The following is a 21,023-nucleotide window of genomic DNA, read 5'->3' on the forward strand; positions in this document are numbered from 1 at the left end:
ACAACTAAACGAACGAAAAAGAAATTGTAATGAATAGATTGGAGTGAAAGATGCCTACAAATCGTACGAGCGAAATGATGGTTTATTGTTCTTTTTGTGGTAAAAGTCAAGAAGAAGTTCAAAAAATTATTGCAGGAAACAATGCATTTATTTGTAACGAATGTGTGGAATTAGCACAAGAAATTATTAGAGAAGAATTAGCAGAAGAAGTCTTGGCAGACTTGTCGGAAGTACCAAAACCACAAGAATTGCTTAACATTTTAAATCACTATGTAATAGGGCAAGATCGTGCAAAGCGAGCGCTGGCTGTTGCTGTATACAATCACTATAAACGTATCAATTTTCACGATAATCGTGAAGAAGAGGATGATGTCGAATTACAAAAATCCAATATTCTTATGATTGGTCCAACTGGTTCTGGTAAGACTTTTCTTGCTCAAACTTTAGCGAAAAGTCTAAATGTTCCCTTTGCGATTGCAGATGCGACAGCTTTGACGGAAGCTGGCTATGTCGGGGAAGATGTTGAGAATATTCTCTTAAAACTCTTACAGGCGGCAGATTTCAATATTGAACGTGCAGAACGTGGCATTATCTATGTAGATGAGATTGACAAAATTGCAAAGAAAAGCGAAAATGTCTCTATTACTCGTGATGTTTCTGGTGAAGGCGTTCAGCAAGCTCTGCTTAAAATCATTGAAGGGACTGTAGCTAGTGTACCTCCACAAGGCGGTCGCAAACATCCACAGCAAGAAATGATTCAAGTGGATACCAAGAATATTCTTTTTATCGTTGGCGGTGCTTTTGACGGAATTGAAGAAATCGTCAAACAACGTCTAGGTGAAAAGATCATTGGTTTTGGTCAAAATAACAAAGCCATTGATGAAAATAGTTCTTATATGCAAGAAATTATTTCCGAAGATATTCAAAAATTTGGGCTTATTCCTGAATTGATTGGTCGTTTGCCTGTGTTTGCAGCGCTTGAGCCTTTGACAGTTGAGGATTTGGTACGAATTCTCCGTGAGCCTAAGAATGCTTTAGTGAAACAATATCAAACGCTTCTTTCTTATGACGATGTTACATTAGAGTTTGATGATGATGCTCTCCAAGAGATTGCTAACAAAGCTATTGAACGCAAGACAGGTGCTCGTGGCTTGCGCTCGATTATCGAAGAAACCATGATGGATGTCATGTTTGAAGTACCAAGTCAAGAAAATGTGAAGTTAGTGCGGATTACCAAGGAAGCAGTTGATGGAACAGATAAACCGATTTTAGAAACAGCTTAAGCGAGGTGTTGTATGGAAATTAATACGCACAATGCGGAAATTTTGTTGAGTGCAGCCAACAAATCTCATTATCCTCAGGATGAGATTCCTGAAATTGCTCTTGCTGGGCGATCCAATGTTGGAAAATCTTCTTTTATCAATACATTATTAAATCGAAAAAACTTAGCGCGAACTTCTGGTAAGCCAGGGAAAACGCAGCTGCTGAATTTCTTCAACATTGACAATCAACTTCGGTTTGTGGATGTCCCAGGCTATGGCTATGCCAAAGTTTCTAAGACAGAACGAGCTAAGTGGGGTAGAATGATTGAGGAGTATCTGACGACTAGGGAAAATCTCAGAGCAGTTGTAAGTTTAGTGGATTTTCGGCATGAGCCAAGTGAAGATGATGTGCAAATGTATGAATTTCTAAAATACTATGAGATACCCGTCATCGTTGTAGCTACAAAAGCAGACAAAATTCCACGCAGTAAATGGAACAAGCATGAATCGGTCATTAAAAAAAGGTTAGATTTTGATAAAAATGATGATTTTCTTATTTTTTCATCTGTAAACAAAGATGGTTTAGATGCGGCTTGGGATGCGATTTTGGAAAAAATTTAGGAATGAAAGAAAAGAGGCTGGGACAAAAAATCCCGGTCTTGCTTTTTCGTTAGAAATATCTTTTGACACGTGATACGGTAGCTGATTGCTCAACGCACTGCTTTGAGGTTGCAGATAGGACTTGCGAAGCAAGTCTCAACTTTGTTTGTCTTTTAGACTTCAAAAAGTTTCTAATCATTTTCGCGGAACTGGAACTACGAACGAAAAAGTAAAAATTTTTAGTTCTGTTCTATCGCCTTTATAATGAATCTGTCACCAAATTGTAACTAAGTAACGAGGATTTTATGTTATAATCAAACATATATTATACTGGAGAAATGAACTATGAGAAAGAAAAAATTGAAAAAAAGAGTTTTAACAGTTCTGGTTTTGGTGGCTGTTACTTTATTAGTTAGTGCAGTTTTATCCAAGCAAATTCGCCCAGCTAGTGCCAATGATGAGGCTTACCAACGTCCCTTGACCCAAACAGAAGTGTTTATTTCACAAATTGGTGAAACTGCTCGTCAATTGGGTCAAGCAAACGATTTATATGCTTCCGTTATGATTGCACAGGCCATTTTGGAAAGCAATTCTGGACGTTCTGCTTTATCAGCTGCCCCTCATCACAATTTATTTGGAATTAAAGGTCAATACGCTGGTCAATCTGCTACAATGCCTACGCTAGAAGATGATGGGAAAGGAAATACTTATAAGATCAATGCAGAGTTTAGATCGTATCCGAGTTATTTTGAATCTTTGCAAGACTATGTAGCAATTTTAAAGCATAGTCGCTATACCTATGCTTGGAAGAGTAATACGACCAGTTATATGAATGCGACAGCAGCTTTGACAGGGATTTATGCGACGGATACAAGCTATAACGTCAAGCTAAATAATTTGATTCAACAGTATAATTTGACACAATACGATGTACCAGGTACGCAAACAACTAGCGCTACAGCATCTAACAAGGTCTACAATCCTTATCGTCAACAATATACAACACAGGAAGTGTTAAATTTGGATGTTGCTTGGGCGAATCGTCGTCGATAATATTTGTAATTAGATGAGAGAGATTGGGATTTTTATCCCAATCTTTTTTGTTCGGTGATGAAATTAGTTTATTCGCCTATTTTTATGGATCTATAAAGAAAACGTTTCCCATAACTAAAAGTTTGTGATATAATGAACACATCGTTTTTATGACAAAAAACAAGGGGAGATGAGAATGTCAGAATTGTTATTTATTTCAAAAATTGAATATGCGTGTCACAAAAAGGAAGAATTATTTAACAGGAGCAAAGCGAAGTATGCAATTCGTTCGATGTTTGCAGGGGCATTTTTAACATTGAGTACAGCGGCGGGAGTTATTGTAGCAGACCTAATGAATGGATTTGCTTCTGGGACTGGACGTTTTGTTTTTCCGTTTATTTTTGCTTGGGGATTAGTTTACATTCTCTTTTTAAATGCTGAATTAACTACTTCAAATATGATGTATTTAACGGCGGGAACCTTTTTGAAGAAGATAAATTGGAAAAAAGCTTTGCTCATTTTACTATATTGTACATTTTTTAATTTAGTAGGCGCTCTTTTTATTGGTTTTATCTTTAATCAAACTAGTGAATTTACTCATCTCACATCAAAGAGTTTTTTAGCTGGGATAGCAGAGCATAAATTGTCTCGTCCTAATCAGCTCGTCATTTTTGAAGGGATTGTTGCCAATATTTTTGTTAATATTGCAATTCTATCTTATTTGTTGTTGAAAAATTCAACTGCAAAAATTCTGATTGTGATTTCTGCCATTTATATGTTTGTTTTTTTAACCAATGAGCACTTGGCAGCTAATTTTGCATCATTTTCTTTAGTAGCTTTTAATAAAATTGCTGGGCAAATAGAGGTTTTTAATCTTTTAAATATTTTAAGGCATTTTAGTGTTACTTTTTTAGCTAATTGGATTGGTGGAGGGCTTTTGATTGGTTTGTCCTATGCTTTTTTAAATAAAGACGAAACTACTTATGTAGATTGAAAATAGACCGTTCGTGCATATAAATATGTGTTCAAAAAAGTAGAAGAAGAGGATGGAAACGTTTCTCTTCTTTTTATTTGCTTCAAAAAAAGAAAGAATTAAAATCTGTTGCCATAATAAAAGGCATGCAATTTGACTGTATCCGCCAACAAATCGCAGAGCAAGGTAGATTATGATAAAATAGAACTAGTTTTAGATGAGAAAAGAGATTTCATGAAAGATTTATTGAAATATTTTAAAGGTTATGTGAGGGAATCCCTGTTAGGACCGCTTTTTAAATTGTTAGAAGCCAGTTTTGAATTAATGGTGCCAATTTTGATTGCGACAATTGTTGACCAAATAATCCCTGAAAAAGATAGTACACATCTTTATATCATGGTCTTTTTATTGGTTGTCCTAGCATCGTTTGGTGTTGGGGTGGCGATTGTTGCCCAATATTATTCCTCAAGAGCAGCGGTAGGATTTACGCGTCAATTGACCAAAGATTTATATCAAAAAATTATGCGTTTGCCAAAAGCTCAGCGAGATAACCTGACAGCATCTAGTTTGGTTACTCGTTTGACAAGTGATACTTATCAAATTCAAACTGGTATTAATCAATTTCTTCGTCTGTTTTTACGTGCGCCGATTATTGTTTTTGGCTCGATCATCATGGCATTTTTGATTAGTCCAAGTATTACGCTGTGGTTTTTGCTGATGGTTGTAGTCTTAACCGCTATTATCTACATCATGTCACGTTTCGTCAATCCACTTTATGCTAATATTCGTCGGATTACAGATAATATTGTCAGTATGACACGTCAACAATTACAAGGTGTGCGTGTTATCCGTGCTTTTGGACAAACAACTAAAGAAATTCAGGAATTTCAAAATATCAATGAAAATTATAAGACTTGGCAGATAAAAACAGGAATATTGTCTAGCTTGATTAGTCCGTTGACTTTTTTAGTGGTAAATAGTACGCTGATCATGGTTATTTGGCATGGTCATCTGGCTATTGGACAGGATTTGCTGACGCAAGGGAAATTAGTTGCTTTGGTCAATTACCTTTTGCAAATTTTGATAGAACTGTTGAAATTGGCGATGCTCATTACTTCTTTGAACCAAAGTTACATCAGCGCTGGACGAATCCAAGAGGTTTTCGAACAGGAGGGAGAAGATGTTCTGGCAGAGTTACCGATTGTTTACTCTGTGAGTGATCAATCTATTTCTGCTCAAAATGTTACGTTTACCTATCCACAAGCCGCTCGTCCAGCATTAGAAAATATTTCGTTTGATTTACCATCTGGTCAGACTTTGGGAGTGATTGGAGGAACAGGAGCAGGGAAATCAACTTTAGTGCAGCTGTTGGCACATTTGTATGAGGCAGATGCAGGCCAGTTGGCTATTTTTAAAAATAATCGAAGTCCTCGAAATCTGAAAGAATGGCGTTCTTGGATAAGTTTAGTACCACAAAAGGCAGAATTATTTCGAGGAACCATTCGCTCAAATTTATCTTTGGGATTGGATGGTGATATGAGTGATGAACAGCTTTGGTGGGCTCTTGATATTGCGCAAGCTAGTGACTTTGTACAGGAAAAAGAAGGTCAGCTAGATGCTGTAGTAGAAGCATTTGGTCGAAATTTTTCTGGTGGTCAACGTCAACGGCTGACGATTGCGCGAGCTCTAATACAAAAAGTTCCTCTTCTTGTATTGGATGATTCTACTTCGGCACTTGACTATTTAACAGAAGCTAAACTATTGCAGGCTATTAAAGGAGAATTAAAAAACACAAGTTTGATTTTAATTTCTCAACGAACCAATAGCTTGCGTGCAGCTGATCAGATACTTGTCTTGAATAAAGGACAACAGGTCGCTCTTGGCACACATGAAGATTTGCTTCAAACGAGCGATATTTATCTAGAAATTCATCTCTCACAACATAGCAGGGAGGAAAAGCATGAAAACTAGATATTCTAAAAGTAGTTTGCAACGCCTTGCAAGTGACTTATTACAGCAACGTTGGCTTGTCCTATTAGCCACAGTTGGAACGATTATTCAGGTTGCCTTGACCATTTATTTGCCGATTTTAATTGGAAATGCAGTTGATAGTGTTTTACTTCCCGATGCAAGTCAGCATTTGTTTCCAATTCTTTCTAAAATGAGCATGGTGATTGTTGCTAATACAGCAATTCAGTGGCTTAATCCTTTAATCTATAATCAGTTAATTTATAGCTATAGTCAGAAACTTCGGGATGCTGTCATTCAAAAGATTCATCGCCTTCCCTTAGCTTATCTTGATCGTCAAGGGAGTGGTGATTTAGTGAGCCGCTTGACGACGGACGTGGAGCAGCTAAATAATGGTCTGCTCATGGTCTTCAATCAGTTTTTTGTGGGTGTGTTGACCATTTTTGTAACGATTGTGACAATGGCAAGGATTGACTTTTTCATGATGATATTAGTCTTGCTTTTAACCCCTTTATCCATGCTAATTGCAGACTTTATCGCTCGTAAAAGCTATAAGTTGTTTCAAAAACAGACAACAGCTCGGGGGCTTCAGACACAATTTATCGAAGAAAGTCTCTCTCAGGAAAGTTTGATTCAAAGTTTTAATGCTCAAGAGCAGTTCATTGCGAACTTTACAAAGGGGAATGAAAGCTATGCGGATTATTCTCAGGAAGCGATTTTCTATTCCTCGACTGTCAATCCAGCAACGCGTTTTGTAAATGCTCTTATCTATGCGATGATTGTAGGATTTGGTGCAGCTCGTATCATCAACGGCTCTAGCTTTACGGTCGGACAATTAGTGACATTTTTAAATTATGTCAACCAATACACCAAGCCTTTCAACGATATTTCGTCTGTCATGGCCGAATTACAAAGCGCCCTTGCTTGTGCAGAGCGCTTGTACATGATTTTAGATGAAAAGGAACTTATAGAAATTGGAACGGAAGAACTGGTAAGCGGGGGAGTCTTGGGAGCTATTCGTTTTGAACATATATGTTTTGGTTATGAAAAAAACAAGCCCTTGATTCATGATTTAAATATGACGATTCCTGCGGGAAGTAAAGTTGCTATTGTTGGTCCAACTGGCGCAGGAAAGTCTACCTTGATCAATCTTCTGATGCGCTTTTATAATGTAGATGCGGGCAAGATAAAACTAGACGATCGAGATATTACAAATTATACTCGAGTGTCCTTCCGCCAGCAGTTTGGCATGGTGTTACAAGAAACGTGGCTGAAAAAGACTACGATCCATGATAATATTGCTTTTGGGCGACCAGAAGCGAGTCGAGAAGAAGTGATAGCAGCTGCTAAAGCAGCGAATGCACATTTTTTTATTCAGCAATTACCGAATGGTTATGACACTTATCTAGCGGACGCAGGTGACTCTTTATCACAAGGACAACGGCAGTTATTGACGATTGCGCGTGTTTTTCTAGCTGTACCTAAAATCTTAATTTTAGACGAAGCAACTTCATCCATTGATACACGAACCGAAGCGCTTATTCAAAAAGCTTTTAATAATCTAATGGTAGGAAGAACCAGTTTTATCATTGCTCATCGTCTGTCTACTATTCAAAATGCAGATATCATCTTGGTTTTGGTTGATGGTGATATTGTCGAACATGGCAGTCATCAGGAGTTGATGCAAGCGAAAGGTATGTATTATCAAATGCAGACAGCGCAGGGAAGTTTGGGTATTTAAAATTAACAAATGGAAAAACTTAGGGAATGATATACTATTTGAGACAAATTCAAAGGATCGTTATCACATTTTCCCACATCTTGTTTTTAGTGTAAACTGTCATATAGTTTTCAAAACTTATAATTGTTCTTTCCTTACTTGCTCTAGTCCAGTTTCAGTCAGATGATAGATTTTCTGACAGACTTCTTTTAGAAAAGTACGATCATGAGAAACAGTAATAAAAGCTCCGGTATAGCTTGTAAAAAGTTTTCGAATTTGTGGCTGTGAAGTAGGAGAAAAGTTACGTGTCGGCTCATCTAGCAACAAGACATTTGCCTGATCTAATACCATTTTTAGCAGCAGCAATTTGGCCTTTTGTCCACCAGACAGTTGAGAAATGGGATGATGTACTTCATTGCGTGTGAATTGTAGACTGGCTAGGTGTGTGAGGATTTTTTCTTGCTCAATAGCCTCTCCTGTAGATGTTAGAAAATCTATTGGAGAATCGGCTTCGTTTAAAATATCATGATAGTTTTGAGGCATATATCCTAGTGTAATGCCTCTCTTTTCTTTCAGTAGATGTCGCAGTTCTTTGAGAAAAGTAGATTTACCGACACCATTTTTACCAATAATCCCAATCTTCTCCTGTCCCAAAAGTTCAAAGTTAATATTTCGTACTAAGATATGTTCTTCTATCTTTAAACACATTTGTTGGATAGTAAGTACTCTTTTTGTCGATGGGAGAGGGGAAATGGTAGGAAATTCCAGAATGATAGCATCTGCTTGTGTTGGTAACTCTGTCATTTTAGTGGCTTCTCGATTAAAACGTTTTTCTTGCGAGAGAATATTTTTCATTTTTTTGGCTAGTAATCTACCAGCTGTGCTGTCATGAGTATGACGCAAGACATGCTCCACACTTTGTTTGACTCGCTGGTGTTTTGCCATTGCTTTTTGATATTCTTCTCGTTCTTTTTTTGCATCTTTTGTTTGCTTTTTAAATGTCTCCTGTCTCTCTTGGCTATAATTCTCATAATCAAGATTTCGAACAGTCGTTCGAGCTTCCTGTTTTTTCTTAATCAATTCCAAATGAATGATTTTTGTCGCTACATGGCTCAAAAGACTTTCATCATGTGAAACGAAGATAACTGTTCGAGGTGTATTTTGGAGAAAATTTTCTAGCCATATCAGAGTATCTAGATCTAAATCATTAGAAGGTTCATCTAAAAAGAGAAAGTCCCAATCAGTAGAGAGGATTTTTAAAAGTTGAATTTTTAATAGTTCGCCACCAGATAAAGAGGCCATTGTTTGCTGGCTAGTAAAACGTTCACTCTCAAAATGGAATTCTTGTGCAAAGCGGTAAAGTTTGTTGTAATCTAGGTCTACTTCCACATCTCCAAAAAAATAGTCGTTAAGGGAGAGTTTTCTTTCATTTTTAGGTAAACTTTGCGGCAAATAAGCATAACGATTATAGCTTTTTTGAATCTCTCCCGTATAACTAACATAGTCCGAAACAAGTGCGTCATTCATGAGTAGTTTGAGAAGAGTAGATTTTCCATTTCCTTCTTCTCCGATAAGGGCAATTTTATCACCTGTATTAACAGTGAGTGACAAATCACTAACCATGTTTTTGAAGTCTTTTAAATGTGTAATGGTTAAATGTCGAATTTGTAGCATATATGTCCCCTTATGATGTTCATTGTCATTTTAGAGCTAAGAAAAACAGCCCTATTTACCTAGTAGAGCTGTTTTTGCTTTTGGGTTGCTAACAAATATTGCAAAGCAAGTAGTTTGCGATGGATATATTTAGCCTTGAGAAGTAAAACTGTCTTCTTTGAAAATGAGCAAGAGCACAACAAAAAATCTACTAGATAAAGTTTCCTTTAAGCAATAGATTTTTTGTACATAAGCTCCTTACCTCCGAATTTCATTGATTTTAATATAACAAAAAAGTGATTTAATGTCAAAAGAGACCTGAGTTAAGTTTTCAATCGGGAATAAATTAATAGGAATATAAAAAATCCCGAAACAATTTTCGGGATGGAGTGTTATTACACATTCAAGACTTTATCTAAGAAGTCCTTTAGACGTGGGTGCTGTGGATTATCAAAGATTTGGTCGGGTTTACCGTCTTCTAAAAACTCTCCGTCAGCCGTAAAGATAACACGGTTTGCCACTTGGCGAGCAAATCCCATTTCATGAGTTACGATAATCATAGTCATGCCTTGCTTGGCCAATTCTTTCATAACATTGAGAACATCTCCAACCATTTCAGGATCAAGAGCAGAAGTAGGTTCGTCAAAGAGCATAATATCAGGATTCATAGCAAGTCCCCGTGCAATTGCAACACGTTGTTTTTGTCCACCTGAGAGGCTATCTGGCATGGCATCAGCTTTATCAGAGAGACCGACTTTTTCTAATAGCTCCATACCGAGTTTTTTAGCTTCGGCTTGTGTCATTCGTTTGTGCTCGACAGGTGCAAAGGTGATGTTTTCTAAAACGGTCATGTGAGGGAAGAGATTGAAGTGTTGGAAAACCATACCGATATTTTCACGAACTAGATCAACATCTGTGTTTTTATTGGTCAAATCAAATCCGTCCACAGTGATGGTTCCACTTGTTACTTCCTCAAGGAGATTTAAACTGCGAAGAAAGGTTGATTTTCCTGAACCTGAAGGTCCGATGATACAAACGACATCCCCTTCATAGAATTTGGTTGTGATTCCTTTTAGAACTTCATTTTCCCCATAGTATTTATGTAAATCGTTGACATCAATTTTTAACTTAGCCATTATTTAATCCTCTTTTCTAAGCGTTTTGCAAGTCTAGTCAAAAGAGTAATGATAATCAGATAAAAAACTGCTAGGATAGCATACATTTTGAAACTTTGGTAGTTACGAGCAATGATGATTTTACCTGTTTGGAAAAGTTCGACAAGACCAATGGCGGAAACAATTGTTGTATCTTTCAAAGCAATCACAAATTGATTGACGAAATTTGGTAACATGATTTTTGTTGCTTGTGGCAGAATAATCTTTCTCATTGTCTTGGAATAAGAAATACCAAGACTGCGACTGGCTTCCATTTGTCCAGCTGGAACAGCTTGAATCCCACCACGAACGATTTCTGCAATATAAGCTCCAGCATTGAGTGAAAGAGCAATCGTACCAGCTACAAAATCATTAATTGGGTTTTGATGGCCTGTCATTGATTCAATAAGGTTTGGGATGCCCCAGAAGATAAAGGCTGCTAGAATCATAAGTGGGATCCCACGAATAACATCTACGAAGACTTCTGAGATAATGCGGAGTGCTTTAACAGGACTTACACTAAACATCCCAAAGATGATTCCGATGACCATAGCGATTGCAAATGACAGAAGTGCGAGTGCCAAAGTAATTCCAAGACCACTTAACAATTGCTTGTAGTTATTTTGGAGGAGCCCCCAAATGGTTGTTTCATCAACTGTATTGTCTGAAGAGCTAGTATTTGAGTTTGATTTCTTTAAATACTTATCAAGAATTTTTTGATACTGACCATTTTTTTTGATATTTGCTAAACCATTATTAAACATTTGGATCAATTCAGGATTACTACCCTTTTTTACGGCAAAAGCAGTATCTCCAATAGGAGTTCCTTTGATTGGTGTTTTCAGTTTTTGGCCTTGGCTAATGGAGTATTTAACAACAGGTTCGTCATCCATAACGGCATCCACAGAACCAGAGTTTAGACTGTCATACATAGAAGAAGCATCAGAGAATGTTTTGATTTTGTAATCATATTTACTTTGATTTTTTGTTAAGAAAGTTTGTGAAGCAGTTCCGTTTTTAACACCGATTGTTTTACCTTTCAAGTCTTTATAAGAAGCAATTGTACTTGATTCTTTGACGGCAAGGATAGCGTTTGCAGTATAATATGGTTCTGAGAAATCAAAGGTCTCTTTACGAGCATCTGTTACAGACATCCCTGCAATCATTCCATCAGCTTGTCCAGATTGTACAGCATTTAAAGCAGCGTCAAAACCAGGATTTGTGATTTCGATCGTGAAACCTTGGTCTTTGGCGATAGCTTTTATCAAATCCATGTCAATCCCAGTATATTTGTTATTACTATCTTGGAAAACGAATGGTGCAAAGGAAGAGTCGCTAGCAATGGTATATTTTGCTTTGACAGGAGTTGCTTTTTTGCCAGCAGGAGTAGTAGTTTCTGGAGTGGAACTAGTTGCCTTTGTAGATCCTGTCCATTTTGAGATGATTTTATCAAGAGAACCATCTTTTTTCATTTGAGCAAGTGCTTCATTGAATTCCGTTACTAGATACTCATACTTGCTTCCTTTTTTGACACCAAATGCAAAGCTGCCAACAGCTTCCCCTTTCATAGAAATTTTTAAGTTTTGGCCTTGCTTGATAGCATATTCAATAACAGGCTGATCATCCATCATAGCATCAATTGAACCAGAGTTCAAACTATTATAAGTCAAATCAGTCGTATCAAAAGTTTTAAGATTAAATTTATATTTGTCTTTGATTTTTTCCAAAAAACGTTGAGAAGCAGTTCCGTTTTTAACCCCAACAGTTTTTCCTTTTAATTGTGAATAACTACTAATCGTATTTGTTTTAGTCGTTGCGATGACAACTTTTGTATCATAATAAGTATCAGACATGGTGAAGACTTTTTCACGGTCTTTGGTTTTTGTCATTCCAGCCATGATAGCATCTGCCTGACCAGATTGAACAGCATTGACCGCTGCATCAAATCCAGGGAAAGTCATATTGATGTTCCAACTTTTTAGTTCAGCGACTTTATTGATAATATCTACGTCAATACCTTTGTAAGTTTGATCGGAATCTTTAAACTCAAAAGGTGCATAGGCTGTATCCGATACTACTTTGATTGCATCTGCATGGATATTAGTTGTAGCAAGTAGTGGTAGTAAAGCTAACAAAAAAGCTATGATTTTTTTCTTCATGAGTCTCTCCTTTAAATAATATTTTTAAATTATATCAAAAATATCTTCAAAAGGCAAATATTTTTTGTTTTTTATGTTAGATTTTATGACATGTAAATTTTCGATTTGTATATCTAAGGGATAAAATATAAGGTAATAAGCTCAGAAATTTGAAATGATGATACTTATGTTAAAATAGTAGAAAGAGGTGTTATATGATAAACAGAATTACAGACAATAAATTTAAATTGATCTCCAAGTATGAGCCTTCAGGTGATCAACCACAAGCCATTGAGCAATTAGTGGATAATATTGAAGGTGGTGAAAAAGCTCAAATTCTCATGGGAGCGACAGGAACAGGGAAGACTTATACTATGAGTCAGGTTATTCAAAAGGTCAATAAACCGACCTTAGTCATCGCTCATAATAAAACTCTGGCTGGTCAGCTCTATGGCGAGTTTAAGGAGTTTTTTCCTGACAATGCGGTCGAATACTTCGTGTCTTACTATGACTATTACCAACCGGAGGCTTATGTGCCTTCAAGTGATACTTATATTGAAAAGGATAGCTCGGTCAATGATGAGATTGATAAACTTCGTCACTCAGCAACCTCTGCTCTCTTGGAGCGCAACGATGTGATTGTTGTGGCGTCAGTCAGCTGCATTTATGGTTTGGGCTCTCCTAAGGAATACTCCGATAGCGTGGTCAGTTTGCGTCCTGGTCTAGAAATTTCCCGAGATAAGCTACTCAATGATCTGGTAGATATCCAGTTTGAGCGTAATGATATTGATTTTCAGCGGGGGAAATTCCGGGTGCGTGGTGATGTAGTAGAAATTTTTCCGGCTTCTCGTGATGAGCATGCCTTTCGAGTAGAATTTTTTGGTGATGAAATTGACCGTATTCGAGAAGTAGAAGCGTTGACGGGACAAGTTTTGGGTGAAGTGGATCATTTAGCAATTTTCCCAGCTACTCACTTTATGACAAATGACGAAAATATGGAGATTGCCATTGCCAAGATTCAGGCCGAGCTGGAGCAACAGCTGGCTATCTTTGAAAAGGAAGGAAAGCTCTTGGAAGCCCAACGATTGAAACAGCGTACGGAGTATGATATTGAGATGCTCCGTGAGATGGGCTATACGAACGGTGTTGAGAACTATTCTCGTCACATGGATGGGCGCAGCGAAGGTGAGCCGCCTTATACCTTGCTTGATTTCTTCCCAGATGATTTTCTCATCATGATTGATGAAAGTCATATGACGATGGGGCAGATTAAAGGGATGTACAATGGTGACCGCTCGCGGAAGGAAATGCTGGTCAATTATGGTTTCCGCCTGCCGTCTGCCTTGGACAATCGTCCGCTGCGTCGGGAGGAGTTTGAAAGTCATGTTCATCAGATTGTCTATGTATCTGCGACACCGGGTGACTATGAGCGAGAACAAACGGATACAGTAATTGAGCAGATTATTCGACCAACTGGGCTTCTGGATCCAGCAGTCGAAGTGCGTCCGACTATGGGACAAATAGATGATCTTTTAGGCGAAATCAATGCGCGTGTTGAAAAGAATGAGCGAACGTTTATCACAACGTTGACTAAAAAGATGGCAGAAGATTTGACAGATTATTTTAAAGAAATGGGAGTTAAAGTCAAGTACATGCACTCGGATATCAAGACATTGGAGCGGACTGAGATTATCCGTGACTTGCGCCTGGGTGTCTTTGATGTCCTGGTCGGGATCAATCTGCTGCGTGAGGGAATTGATGTACCAGAGGTCAGTCTGGTTGCTATCCTTGATGCAGACAAAGAAGGTTTCTTACGAAATGAGCGTGGTTTGATCCAAACCATTGGTCGGGCTGCCCGCAACAGTGAGGGTCATGTCATCATGTATGCTGACACGGTGACTGACTCTATGCAGAAGGCTATGGACGAGACCGCTCGCCGCCGTCAAATTCAGATGGCTTATAATGAAGAACATGGTATTGTACCGCAAACAATCCAGAAAGAAATTCGTGACCTGATCAGTGTAACCAAATCTGTCCTGCCAGACAAAGAAGAAGTCGTTGAAATCGAAAGCCTCAACAAGCAAGAGCGCAGGGATATGATCAAGAAACTGGAAGGCCAGATGCAAGAAGCTGCAGGACTTCTCGACTTCGAACTGGCTGCACAGATTCGCGATATGATTTTAGAGATAAAGGCGATGGACTGAGGGATTTCAAGGAGGAAAGCAAATGGACATCACTATCAAAGCAATGGAAACAGCTGAGGAGATAGAAGGGAAGCCCAGAGTTCATTGGCAGACATGGCGTGAAGCTTATGATGAGATTTTACCTGCGGAATTTCAAGAGCAGATGACTTTAGATAAGTGCCGATTTTATAGTCAAAAGTATCCTGAAAATACCTTGATCGCTTTGGATGATGCTAAAGTGGTTGGCTTTGTTAGCTACGGTGATTTTCGAGATCCAGCTACGATAGCGGGTGAAATTTTCGCCTTGTATGTCTTAAAAGCTTATTATGGCAAGGGTGTAGGACGGCAGCTCATACAGGCCGCTTTTGCTGCCTTGGATGGTTATCAAGAGATTTTATTATGGGTTTTAGAAGATAACAAACGTGCTATCGCTTTTTATGAAAAAATGGGTTTTGTTTTTGACGGTGAGGAAAAGAGCGTTGACCTAGGAAAAGCCGTGAAAGAAAAACGAATGATCTACTCGAGAAATTCTAAGAGTTAGTTTGGAAATAATAGATATATTTGTAAGGAGCACCATATGCGTTATGCACTTTTGCTTCGTGGCATCAGTGTCGGCAGGAAAAACAAGGTCGTTATGGCTGATTTGAAGAAAGATTTGGCTGGGTTGGGTTTTGAAAATCCAGTTTCTTACATCAACAGCGGCAATCTTTTCTTTGATAGCGAGGAGCAGGAGGAGAGGATTCGGGAGAGCTTGACTGCTTATTTCAGTCGGTCTTATGATTTTCCCCTGCCTTTTGTCCTTGTCAGCTCTGCCATACTTCAAAAAGAAACAGACAATCTGCCTGCTTGGTGGCAGGATGAAACAGCCTTTCGGCGAGATGTTCTCTTTTATCTGCCAGAGGTAGACAGGGAAAGCGTTCATGAGCTGGCAGGCAGTTGGGCGAACGACAAGGAGCAGCTGCATTTTGGGCAGACAGCTTTCTTTTATAGCAATGCTGACCAAGCGGACTATCTCAAGTCCAACTATCATAAAAAACTGCTCAAGTCCAGTTTCTACAAGCAACTAACCATCCGAAACGACAAGACTTTCCAGAAGATAGTGGAGTTGGTAGGTACAATTCAAAAATGAATAATTGATAGATTTTGGTCTCCTTTTTGCTAACAAATTTATTATTTGAAAAAAGTTCAAGTTGAAGTAACGAATTAAGTTGAACGTTTTTAACACTTATGGTATTTTCGTTGTTGAGTAAGAATATATTGATAAGAGACCTATGTATTTTAGTGTGAACTTTGAAACATCTATATACTAAAATTATGCTATAATAAATGCTATGTATACCAAACCAACTTCTGCCTATGTACACATTCCGTTTTGTACTCAAATTTGTTATTATTGTGACTTTTCTAAGGTTTTTATCAAAAATCAGCCAGTTGACGCCTACTTAGAGCACTTGCTTCAAGAATATGCTTCTTATGATATAAAGCATTTACAGACGCTTTATATCGGTGGTGGGACACCGACAGCTCTTTCAGCGAAGCAGCTGGAGTTTTTGTTAACAGAGCTGACGAAAAAGCTGGATTTGTCATTGTTAGAAGAACTGACTATTGAAGCCAATCCAGGGGATTTGGATCCGGATAAGATTGCTGTTTTAAAGGTTTCACCTGTGAATAGGGTATCTTTAGGTGTTCAGACTTTTGACGATCGCATGCTCAAGCAAATTGGTCGCAGTCATTTAGAAAAAGATATCTATGAAAACATCGTCAATCTGAAGCTGGCTGGATTTGACAATATCTCGATTGATCTGATCTATTCGCTGCCCAAGCAAACTATGGATAATGTACGAGAAAATGTAGCCAAGGCTGTTGCGCTAGATATTCCTCACATGAGTCTTTACAGCTTAATTTTAGAAAATCACACGGTTTTTATGAATCGGATGCGACGTGGAAAACTCCCTCTGCCTAAAGAAGATTTGGAAGCAGAGATGTTTGAATACATCATTGAGGAGTTAGAAAAAGCTGGTTTTGAGCACTATGAGATTTCCAACTTTTCTAAGCCAGGTTTTGAGAGTCGACATAATCTTATGTACTGGGACAATGCGGAATATTTTGGTGTTGGAGCTGGAGCATCTGGTTATGTCAATGGAGTTCGCTACAAGAATCACGGTCCCATCCGTCATTACTTAGAGGCAGTCGAAAAAGGTAATGCCCGTGTGAGTGAGGAACACCTTAGCAAGCAAGAGATGATGGAAGAAGAAATGTTTTTGGGATTGCGCAAGAAGTCAGGTGTATCTAAAAAGCGCTTCGAGGAAAAATTCGGTCTTTCCTTTGAAGACCAGTACGGAGCTGTTGTGGCTGAACTGACTGAGCAGGGCTTGCTAGTGCCAGACAGAGATATCGTGCGCATGACCAAACAAGGCCTCTTTTTGGGCGATACGGTTGCTGAGAAATTTATATTGGAGTAAATCATGGGCTTAACTTATCAAATGAAAATGAAAATTCCTTTTGATATGGCAGATATGAACGGCCATATCAAGCTGCCAGATGTTATCCTGCTGTCCTTGCAGGTATCGGGGATGCAGTCGATCGAGCTTGGCATCAGTGACAAGGATATGCTGGAGCGGTATAATCTAGTCTGGATTATCACGGATTATGATATTGATGTAGTACGGCTGCCTAAATTTGGGGAAGAAATGACGATTGAAACAGAAGCTTTGTCATATAATCGTTTATTCTGTTATCGTCGGTTTACTATTTATGATGAAGCGGGAAATGCTATTATTAATATGTTGGCTACTTTTGTCCTTATGGATAGAGATAGTAGAAAAGTGCATGCAGTAGAGCCAAAGATTGTTGCACCTTATGAAGCAGAGTTTTCTAAAAAATTGATTCGTGGACCGAAGTATCCAGATTTGAAAGAACCAATTAGCAAAGATTACCATGTCCGTTTTTACGATTTAGATATGAACGGCCATGTTAATAACAGTAAGTATTTGGACTGGATTTTTGAGGTTATGGGTGCAGATTTTCTCATGAAACATATTCCTAGAAAAATTCATCTTAAGTATGTCAAGGAGGTACGACCTGGCGGACAAATTACCTCTAGCTATGATTTGGAGGGCTTGGAGAGTAATCATCAGATTTCTAGCGATGGTGATATCAATGCCCAGGCAAGTATAATATGGAGAAGTTGTGATGACAGAAGATAGTAAATGGTTAGAATGGGCAACTCGTCTGCAAACTTTAGCACAAAATGGATTAGCCTATAGCAAGGATGAATTTGATATTGAGCGATTTCAGGAGATTCGTCAGATTGCAGCTGAAATGCTAGTCACTCCTTCTGGTATGCCACTTGAAAAAGTAAAAGAGCTGTTTTGCGATGAAACGGGTTATCAAACACCGAAATTGGATACACGTGCAGCAATTTTTAAAGACAATATGATTTTGCTTGTTCAAGAAAAAAACGGACTATGGGCTTTGCCGGGCGGATGGTGTGATGTGGATCAGTCTGTAAAGGACAATACAATAAAAGAAGTAAGAGAAGAGGCAGGTTTAGAAGTTCAGGCAGACAAACTGATTGCCGTTTTAGATAAACATAAAAATAATCCAGGAAACTCTACCTCAGTACATCACATTACCAAAATATTTGTTTTGTGTACGAGCTTAGGTGGGGAGTTTAGAGCAAATGCTGAGACGATAGCTTGTGGTTATTTCGCTTTAGATGCATTGCCAGCATTATCTGAATCTAAAACGACTACTCAACAAATTGCAATGTGTTTTGAGGCGCAGGCATCCAATAACTGGGAAACCCGATTTGATTAATAAAGTATAGATTTAAAAGTTGAAATAGAAAACTATTTTCAATTTATATAGATTAGAGGAGTATTTAAGCTTTTAAATTAGAGGAGAAAATGAGTGACTTATAAAGGCTATTTAATTGATTTAGACGGAACAATTTATAAAGGAAAAGAACGTATTCCTGCTGGTGAAGCTTTTGTACATGAGTTGCAACGGCGCAAGATTCCATATTTATTTGTGACGAATAATACAACACGTACACCTGAGACTGTTCAGGCTATGTTGGCGGAACAATTCAATGTTAAAACACCTATTGAAACGATTTATACAGCAACTTTGGCAACGATTGATTATTTAAATGATAAAAATCTAGGAAAGAAAGTCTATGTGATCGGCGAGGCTGGACTTAAAAATGCTATTTCAGAAGCTGGTTATATCGAAGACACCGACAATCCGGATTATGTAGTTGTTGGTTTGGATTGGGAAGTAGATTATGAAAAATTATCGATTGCTACTTTAGCTATCCAAAAGGGAGCCCATTTTGTAGGAACCAACCCTGACCTTAATATTCCGACAGAGCGTGGTCTTATGCCCGGAGCGGGCTCTATTGTTACTTTAATTGAGGTCGCAACTCGTGTAGAACCTGTTTATATAGGTAAGCCGAATGCTATTATTATGGAAAAAGCTGTTGAACACCTTGGGTTGCCACGTGAAGAGGTAATTATGGTTGGTGATAACTATCTTACGGATATTCGAGCTGGGATTGATAATGGCATCCCTACACTTTTGGTGACAACTGGTTTTACTCGTCCAGAAGAGGTAGCAGACTTACCAATCCAACCAGATTATGTACTTTCTAGCTTAGCGGAGTGGGATTTTGATGCGCACTAAACTAATATTTTGGCTGAGTATGTTTTGTTTCTTGGCAACCGCAATTTTGTTGACAATTTATCTCACTTGGTTGTTTTATCCTTTGGAAATTTCTTGGTTACACTTAGAAAATAAAGTTTATCTCAAATCTACAACGATTCAGTACAATTTTAATATTTTGATGAATTACCTAACCAATCCATTCCAGCAAAAACTCTCAATGCCCGATTTTCACTCATCAGCAGCAGGATTGCATCATTTCCAAACTGTGAAATATCTTTTTCATCTGGTTCAGATTGTTTTCCTAGCAACCTTACCAATAGTTTATTTATTTGTAAAACATATAATTAAAAAAGGTTATTTATCGGTTTTTTCAAAGGCCGTTTTGAGTATTGTTTGCCTGCCAATTATTGTTGGAGCTATCGCATTTGGGATCGGATTTGATGCGTTTTTTACTCTCTTTCATAAGATTTTATTTGTCGGAGACAATACTTGGCTCTTTGATCCTGTGAAAGATCCAGTGATTTGGATTTTACCGGAAGAATTTTTCCGCCATACTTTTCTATTATTTTTTGCCTTTTATGAAGGATTCGCATTATTACTCTATAGCTGGAGTAAAAAAAGTTATTTGAAAAAGAAAGGAAACTGATGCAAACAAATCAGCAAGCAAGAAAAGATATTGGTTTATTCTCTGCTTTATGTCTACTATATGTGGCCGTAATGGCAATGATTAGTCTGATTTATCAAACGATTGTAACCTTATTTCAAGCTATTCGTTATTCTGGCAATCTTGAAAAAATTCAAAAAGTAACGGAAAATTTTATGGAACGAGACGGCAGTTATTATTTGATTGCTGTCTGTGCAGGAGTTTTTATCTTTTGGCTGTATCGGGATGGAAAATTATTTAAGTCTGATTTACGAATGCAGAAAAGATCCATGACTTCAAAAACGTTTGGGATAGTCTTATCTTTCTTGCTTCTAGGTCAATTAGGGTTCGTCTTATTTAATCAGATTTTTGAAACAATCTTTAATTTATTTGGTTTTACTATGCTTAAAGCTGTCGAATCAGCTTCGGCAGGTTCAGATAGTGTTTCTATGTTTTTGTATGCAAGCTTTTTTGGACCTGTTTCAGAAGAATTGATTTTCCGTGGGGCAGGTTTAAGAACGTTTGAAAAATATGGAAAAATCTTTGCAATTCTGATGTCTTCACTCTTATTTGGTTTGTTTCATGGTAATCTCCCGCAGTTCGTTTTTGCAACTTTTGTTGGAATGATCTTCTCTTATGTGACCTTGGAGTATTCTATTTTCTGGGCAATGATTTTTCATATTTTTAACAATTTAGTTATCGGAGAAGGATTAACTTATCTCTATTCTTTTTTGCCAGACGATGTAGGAGGTGCCTTGCATTTGTTTATCCTGCTAATTGGTGCAAGCATCGCAGTCATTTTCCTATTAAAAAATAAAACAGATATAAAAAGGTATGTACGGAGAAATCGTGCATATCCAGGAACATATCGGCAAGCTTTCCGCTCGGTCTGGTTTTGGCTCTTCGTATTTTTTATGTGTCTAACGTCGTTGACATTGATAAGGCATTTATAAAAGAGAGTTTTGAAAAGACTTTCAACTTTCTTTCATTTATGATAAAATAAAGGTAATAAAAGAGGAGTGTGTCAAT

General features: G+C 37.8%; 18 protein-coding genes. 15 read left to right on the plus strand and 3 right to left on the minus strand.

Features of this window, described 5'->3' with window-relative positions:
• The first annotated feature begins 50 nt into the window (after positions 1-50).
• The 6 genes from clpX (at position 51) to HMPREF2963_RS05620 (ending at position 7,576) form a co-directional block, all read left to right on the plus strand.
• On the plus strand, positions 51-1,283 hold the full coding sequence (gene clpX, locus HMPREF2963_RS05595) for an ATP-dependent Clp protease ATP-binding subunit ClpX (protein WP_070669149.1): 1,233 nt from the start codon (positions 51-53) through the stop codon (positions 1,281-1,283).
• Between the two features lie 12 nt (positions 1,284-1,295).
• A complete protein-coding gene (gene yihA / locus HMPREF2963_RS05600; RefSeq protein WP_049492698.1) occupies positions 1,296-1,883 on the plus strand; it encodes a ribosome biogenesis GTP-binding protein YihA/YsxC in 588 nt (195 codons plus the stop codon).
• A gap of 324 nt (positions 1,884-2,207) precedes the next feature.
• Positions 2,208-2,915, plus strand: a complete 708-nt coding sequence (locus tag HMPREF2963_RS05605; protein ID WP_003068871.1) for a glucosaminidase domain-containing protein — start codon at positions 2,208-2,210, stop codon at positions 2,913-2,915.
• Between the two features lie 175 nt (positions 2,916-3,090).
• Positions 3,091-3,888, plus strand: a complete 798-nt coding sequence (locus HMPREF2963_RS05610) for a formate/nitrite transporter family protein (RefSeq protein ID WP_070669152.1) — start codon at positions 3,091-3,093, stop codon at positions 3,886-3,888.
• Between the two features lie 213 nt (positions 3,889-4,101).
• Positions 4,102-5,838 carry an ABC transporter ATP-binding protein gene (locus tag HMPREF2963_RS05615; protein ID WP_070669154.1) on the plus strand — a complete coding sequence of 579 codons (1,737 nt, stop codon included), beginning with the start codon at positions 4,102-4,104 and terminating at the stop codon, positions 5,836-5,838.
• A complete protein-coding gene (locus HMPREF2963_RS05620; protein ID WP_070669156.1) occupies positions 5,828-7,576 on the plus strand; it encodes an ABC transporter ATP-binding protein in 1,749 nt (582 codons plus the stop codon). The genes HMPREF2963_RS05615 and HMPREF2963_RS05620 overlap by 11 nt, the downstream gene beginning before the upstream one ends.
• A gap of 117 nt (positions 7,577-7,693) precedes the next feature.
• On the opposite strand, the gene HMPREF2963_RS05625 is transcribed toward HMPREF2963_RS05620, so the two are convergent.
• The 3 genes from HMPREF2963_RS05625 to HMPREF2963_RS05635 all read right to left on the minus strand — a co-directional run bounded on the left by HMPREF2963_RS05625 (position 7,694) and on the right by HMPREF2963_RS05635 (position 12,521).
• Positions 7,694-9,229 (minus strand): ATP-binding cassette domain-containing protein, encoded by a 1,536-nt coding sequence (locus HMPREF2963_RS05625; RefSeq protein ID WP_070669158.1) that lies wholly within the window; start codon positions 9,227-9,229, stop codon positions 7,694-7,696.
• A 374-nt stretch (positions 9,230-9,603) separates the two neighbouring features.
• Positions 9,604-10,344 (minus strand): amino acid ABC transporter ATP-binding protein, encoded by a 741-nt coding sequence (locus HMPREF2963_RS05630; RefSeq protein WP_003032251.1) that lies wholly within the window; start codon positions 10,342-10,344, stop codon positions 9,604-9,606.
• Positions 10,344-12,521 carry an ABC transporter substrate-binding protein/permease gene (locus tag HMPREF2963_RS05635; RefSeq protein WP_070669160.1) on the minus strand — a complete coding sequence of 726 codons (2,178 nt, stop codon included), beginning with the start codon at positions 12,519-12,521 and terminating at the stop codon, positions 10,344-10,346. The genes HMPREF2963_RS05630 and HMPREF2963_RS05635 overlap by 1 nt, the downstream gene beginning before the upstream one ends.
• Before the next feature lie 194 nt (positions 12,522-12,715).
• Between HMPREF2963_RS05635 and uvrB the strand changes: the two genes are divergently transcribed.
• From uvrB to HMPREF2963_RS05680, 9 genes are all read left to right on the plus strand, one after another.
• Positions 12,716-14,704 (plus strand): excinuclease ABC subunit UvrB, encoded by a 1,989-nt coding sequence (gene uvrB, locus HMPREF2963_RS05640; RefSeq protein ID WP_049476359.1) that lies wholly within the window; start codon positions 12,716-12,718, stop codon positions 14,702-14,704.
• Positions 14,705-14,726: 22 nt separating this feature from the next.
• Positions 14,727-15,224 (plus strand): GNAT family N-acetyltransferase, encoded by a 498-nt coding sequence (locus HMPREF2963_RS05645; RefSeq protein ID WP_070669162.1) that lies wholly within the window; start codon positions 14,727-14,729, stop codon positions 15,222-15,224.
• A gap of 36 nt (positions 15,225-15,260) precedes the next feature.
• Positions 15,261-15,812, plus strand: a complete 552-nt coding sequence (locus HMPREF2963_RS05650; protein ID WP_070669164.1) for a DUF1697 domain-containing protein — start codon at positions 15,261-15,263, stop codon at positions 15,810-15,812.
• 202 nt (positions 15,813-16,014) lie between these two features.
• The gene (gene hemW, locus HMPREF2963_RS05655; RefSeq protein WP_070669166.1) at positions 16,015-17,145 is read left to right on the plus strand and encodes a radical SAM family heme chaperone HemW; all 1,131 of its coding nucleotides are present in this window, start codon (positions 16,015-16,017) and stop codon (positions 17,143-17,145) included.
• Between the two features lie 3 nt (positions 17,146-17,148).
• On the plus strand, positions 17,149-17,889 hold the full coding sequence (locus tag HMPREF2963_RS05660; RefSeq protein ID WP_070669168.1) for an acyl-[acyl-carrier-protein] thioesterase: 741 nt from the start codon (positions 17,149-17,151) through the stop codon (positions 17,887-17,889).
• The gene (locus HMPREF2963_RS05665; RefSeq protein WP_070669170.1) at positions 17,876-18,502 is read left to right on the plus strand and encodes an NUDIX hydrolase N-terminal domain-containing protein; all 627 of its coding nucleotides are present in this window, start codon (positions 17,876-17,878) and stop codon (positions 18,500-18,502) included. The genes HMPREF2963_RS05660 and HMPREF2963_RS05665 overlap by 14 nt, the downstream gene beginning before the upstream one ends.
• A gap of 93 nt (positions 18,503-18,595) precedes the next feature.
• On the plus strand, positions 18,596-19,369 hold the full coding sequence (locus tag HMPREF2963_RS05670; protein WP_070669173.1) for a TIGR01457 family HAD-type hydrolase: 774 nt from the start codon (positions 18,596-18,598) through the stop codon (positions 19,367-19,369).
• Positions 19,359-19,997, plus strand: a complete 639-nt coding sequence (locus HMPREF2963_RS05675) for a TIGR01906 family membrane protein (RefSeq protein WP_070669175.1) — start codon at positions 19,359-19,361, stop codon at positions 19,995-19,997. Before HMPREF2963_RS05670 ends, HMPREF2963_RS05675 begins: the two co-directional genes overlap by 11 nt.
• Positions 19,997-20,947 carry a CPBP family intramembrane glutamic endopeptidase gene (locus HMPREF2963_RS05680; protein WP_070669178.1) on the plus strand — a complete coding sequence of 317 codons (951 nt, stop codon included), beginning with the start codon at positions 19,997-19,999 and terminating at the stop codon, positions 20,945-20,947. Before HMPREF2963_RS05675 ends, HMPREF2963_RS05680 begins: the two co-directional genes overlap by 1 nt.
• Positions 20,948-21,023 lie beyond the last annotated feature (76 nt).

Source organism: Streptococcus sp. HMSC067A03 (assembly GCF_001814295.1).
Classification (GTDB): Bacteria; Bacillota; Bacilli; order Lactobacillales; family Streptococcaceae; genus Streptococcus; species Streptococcus constellatus.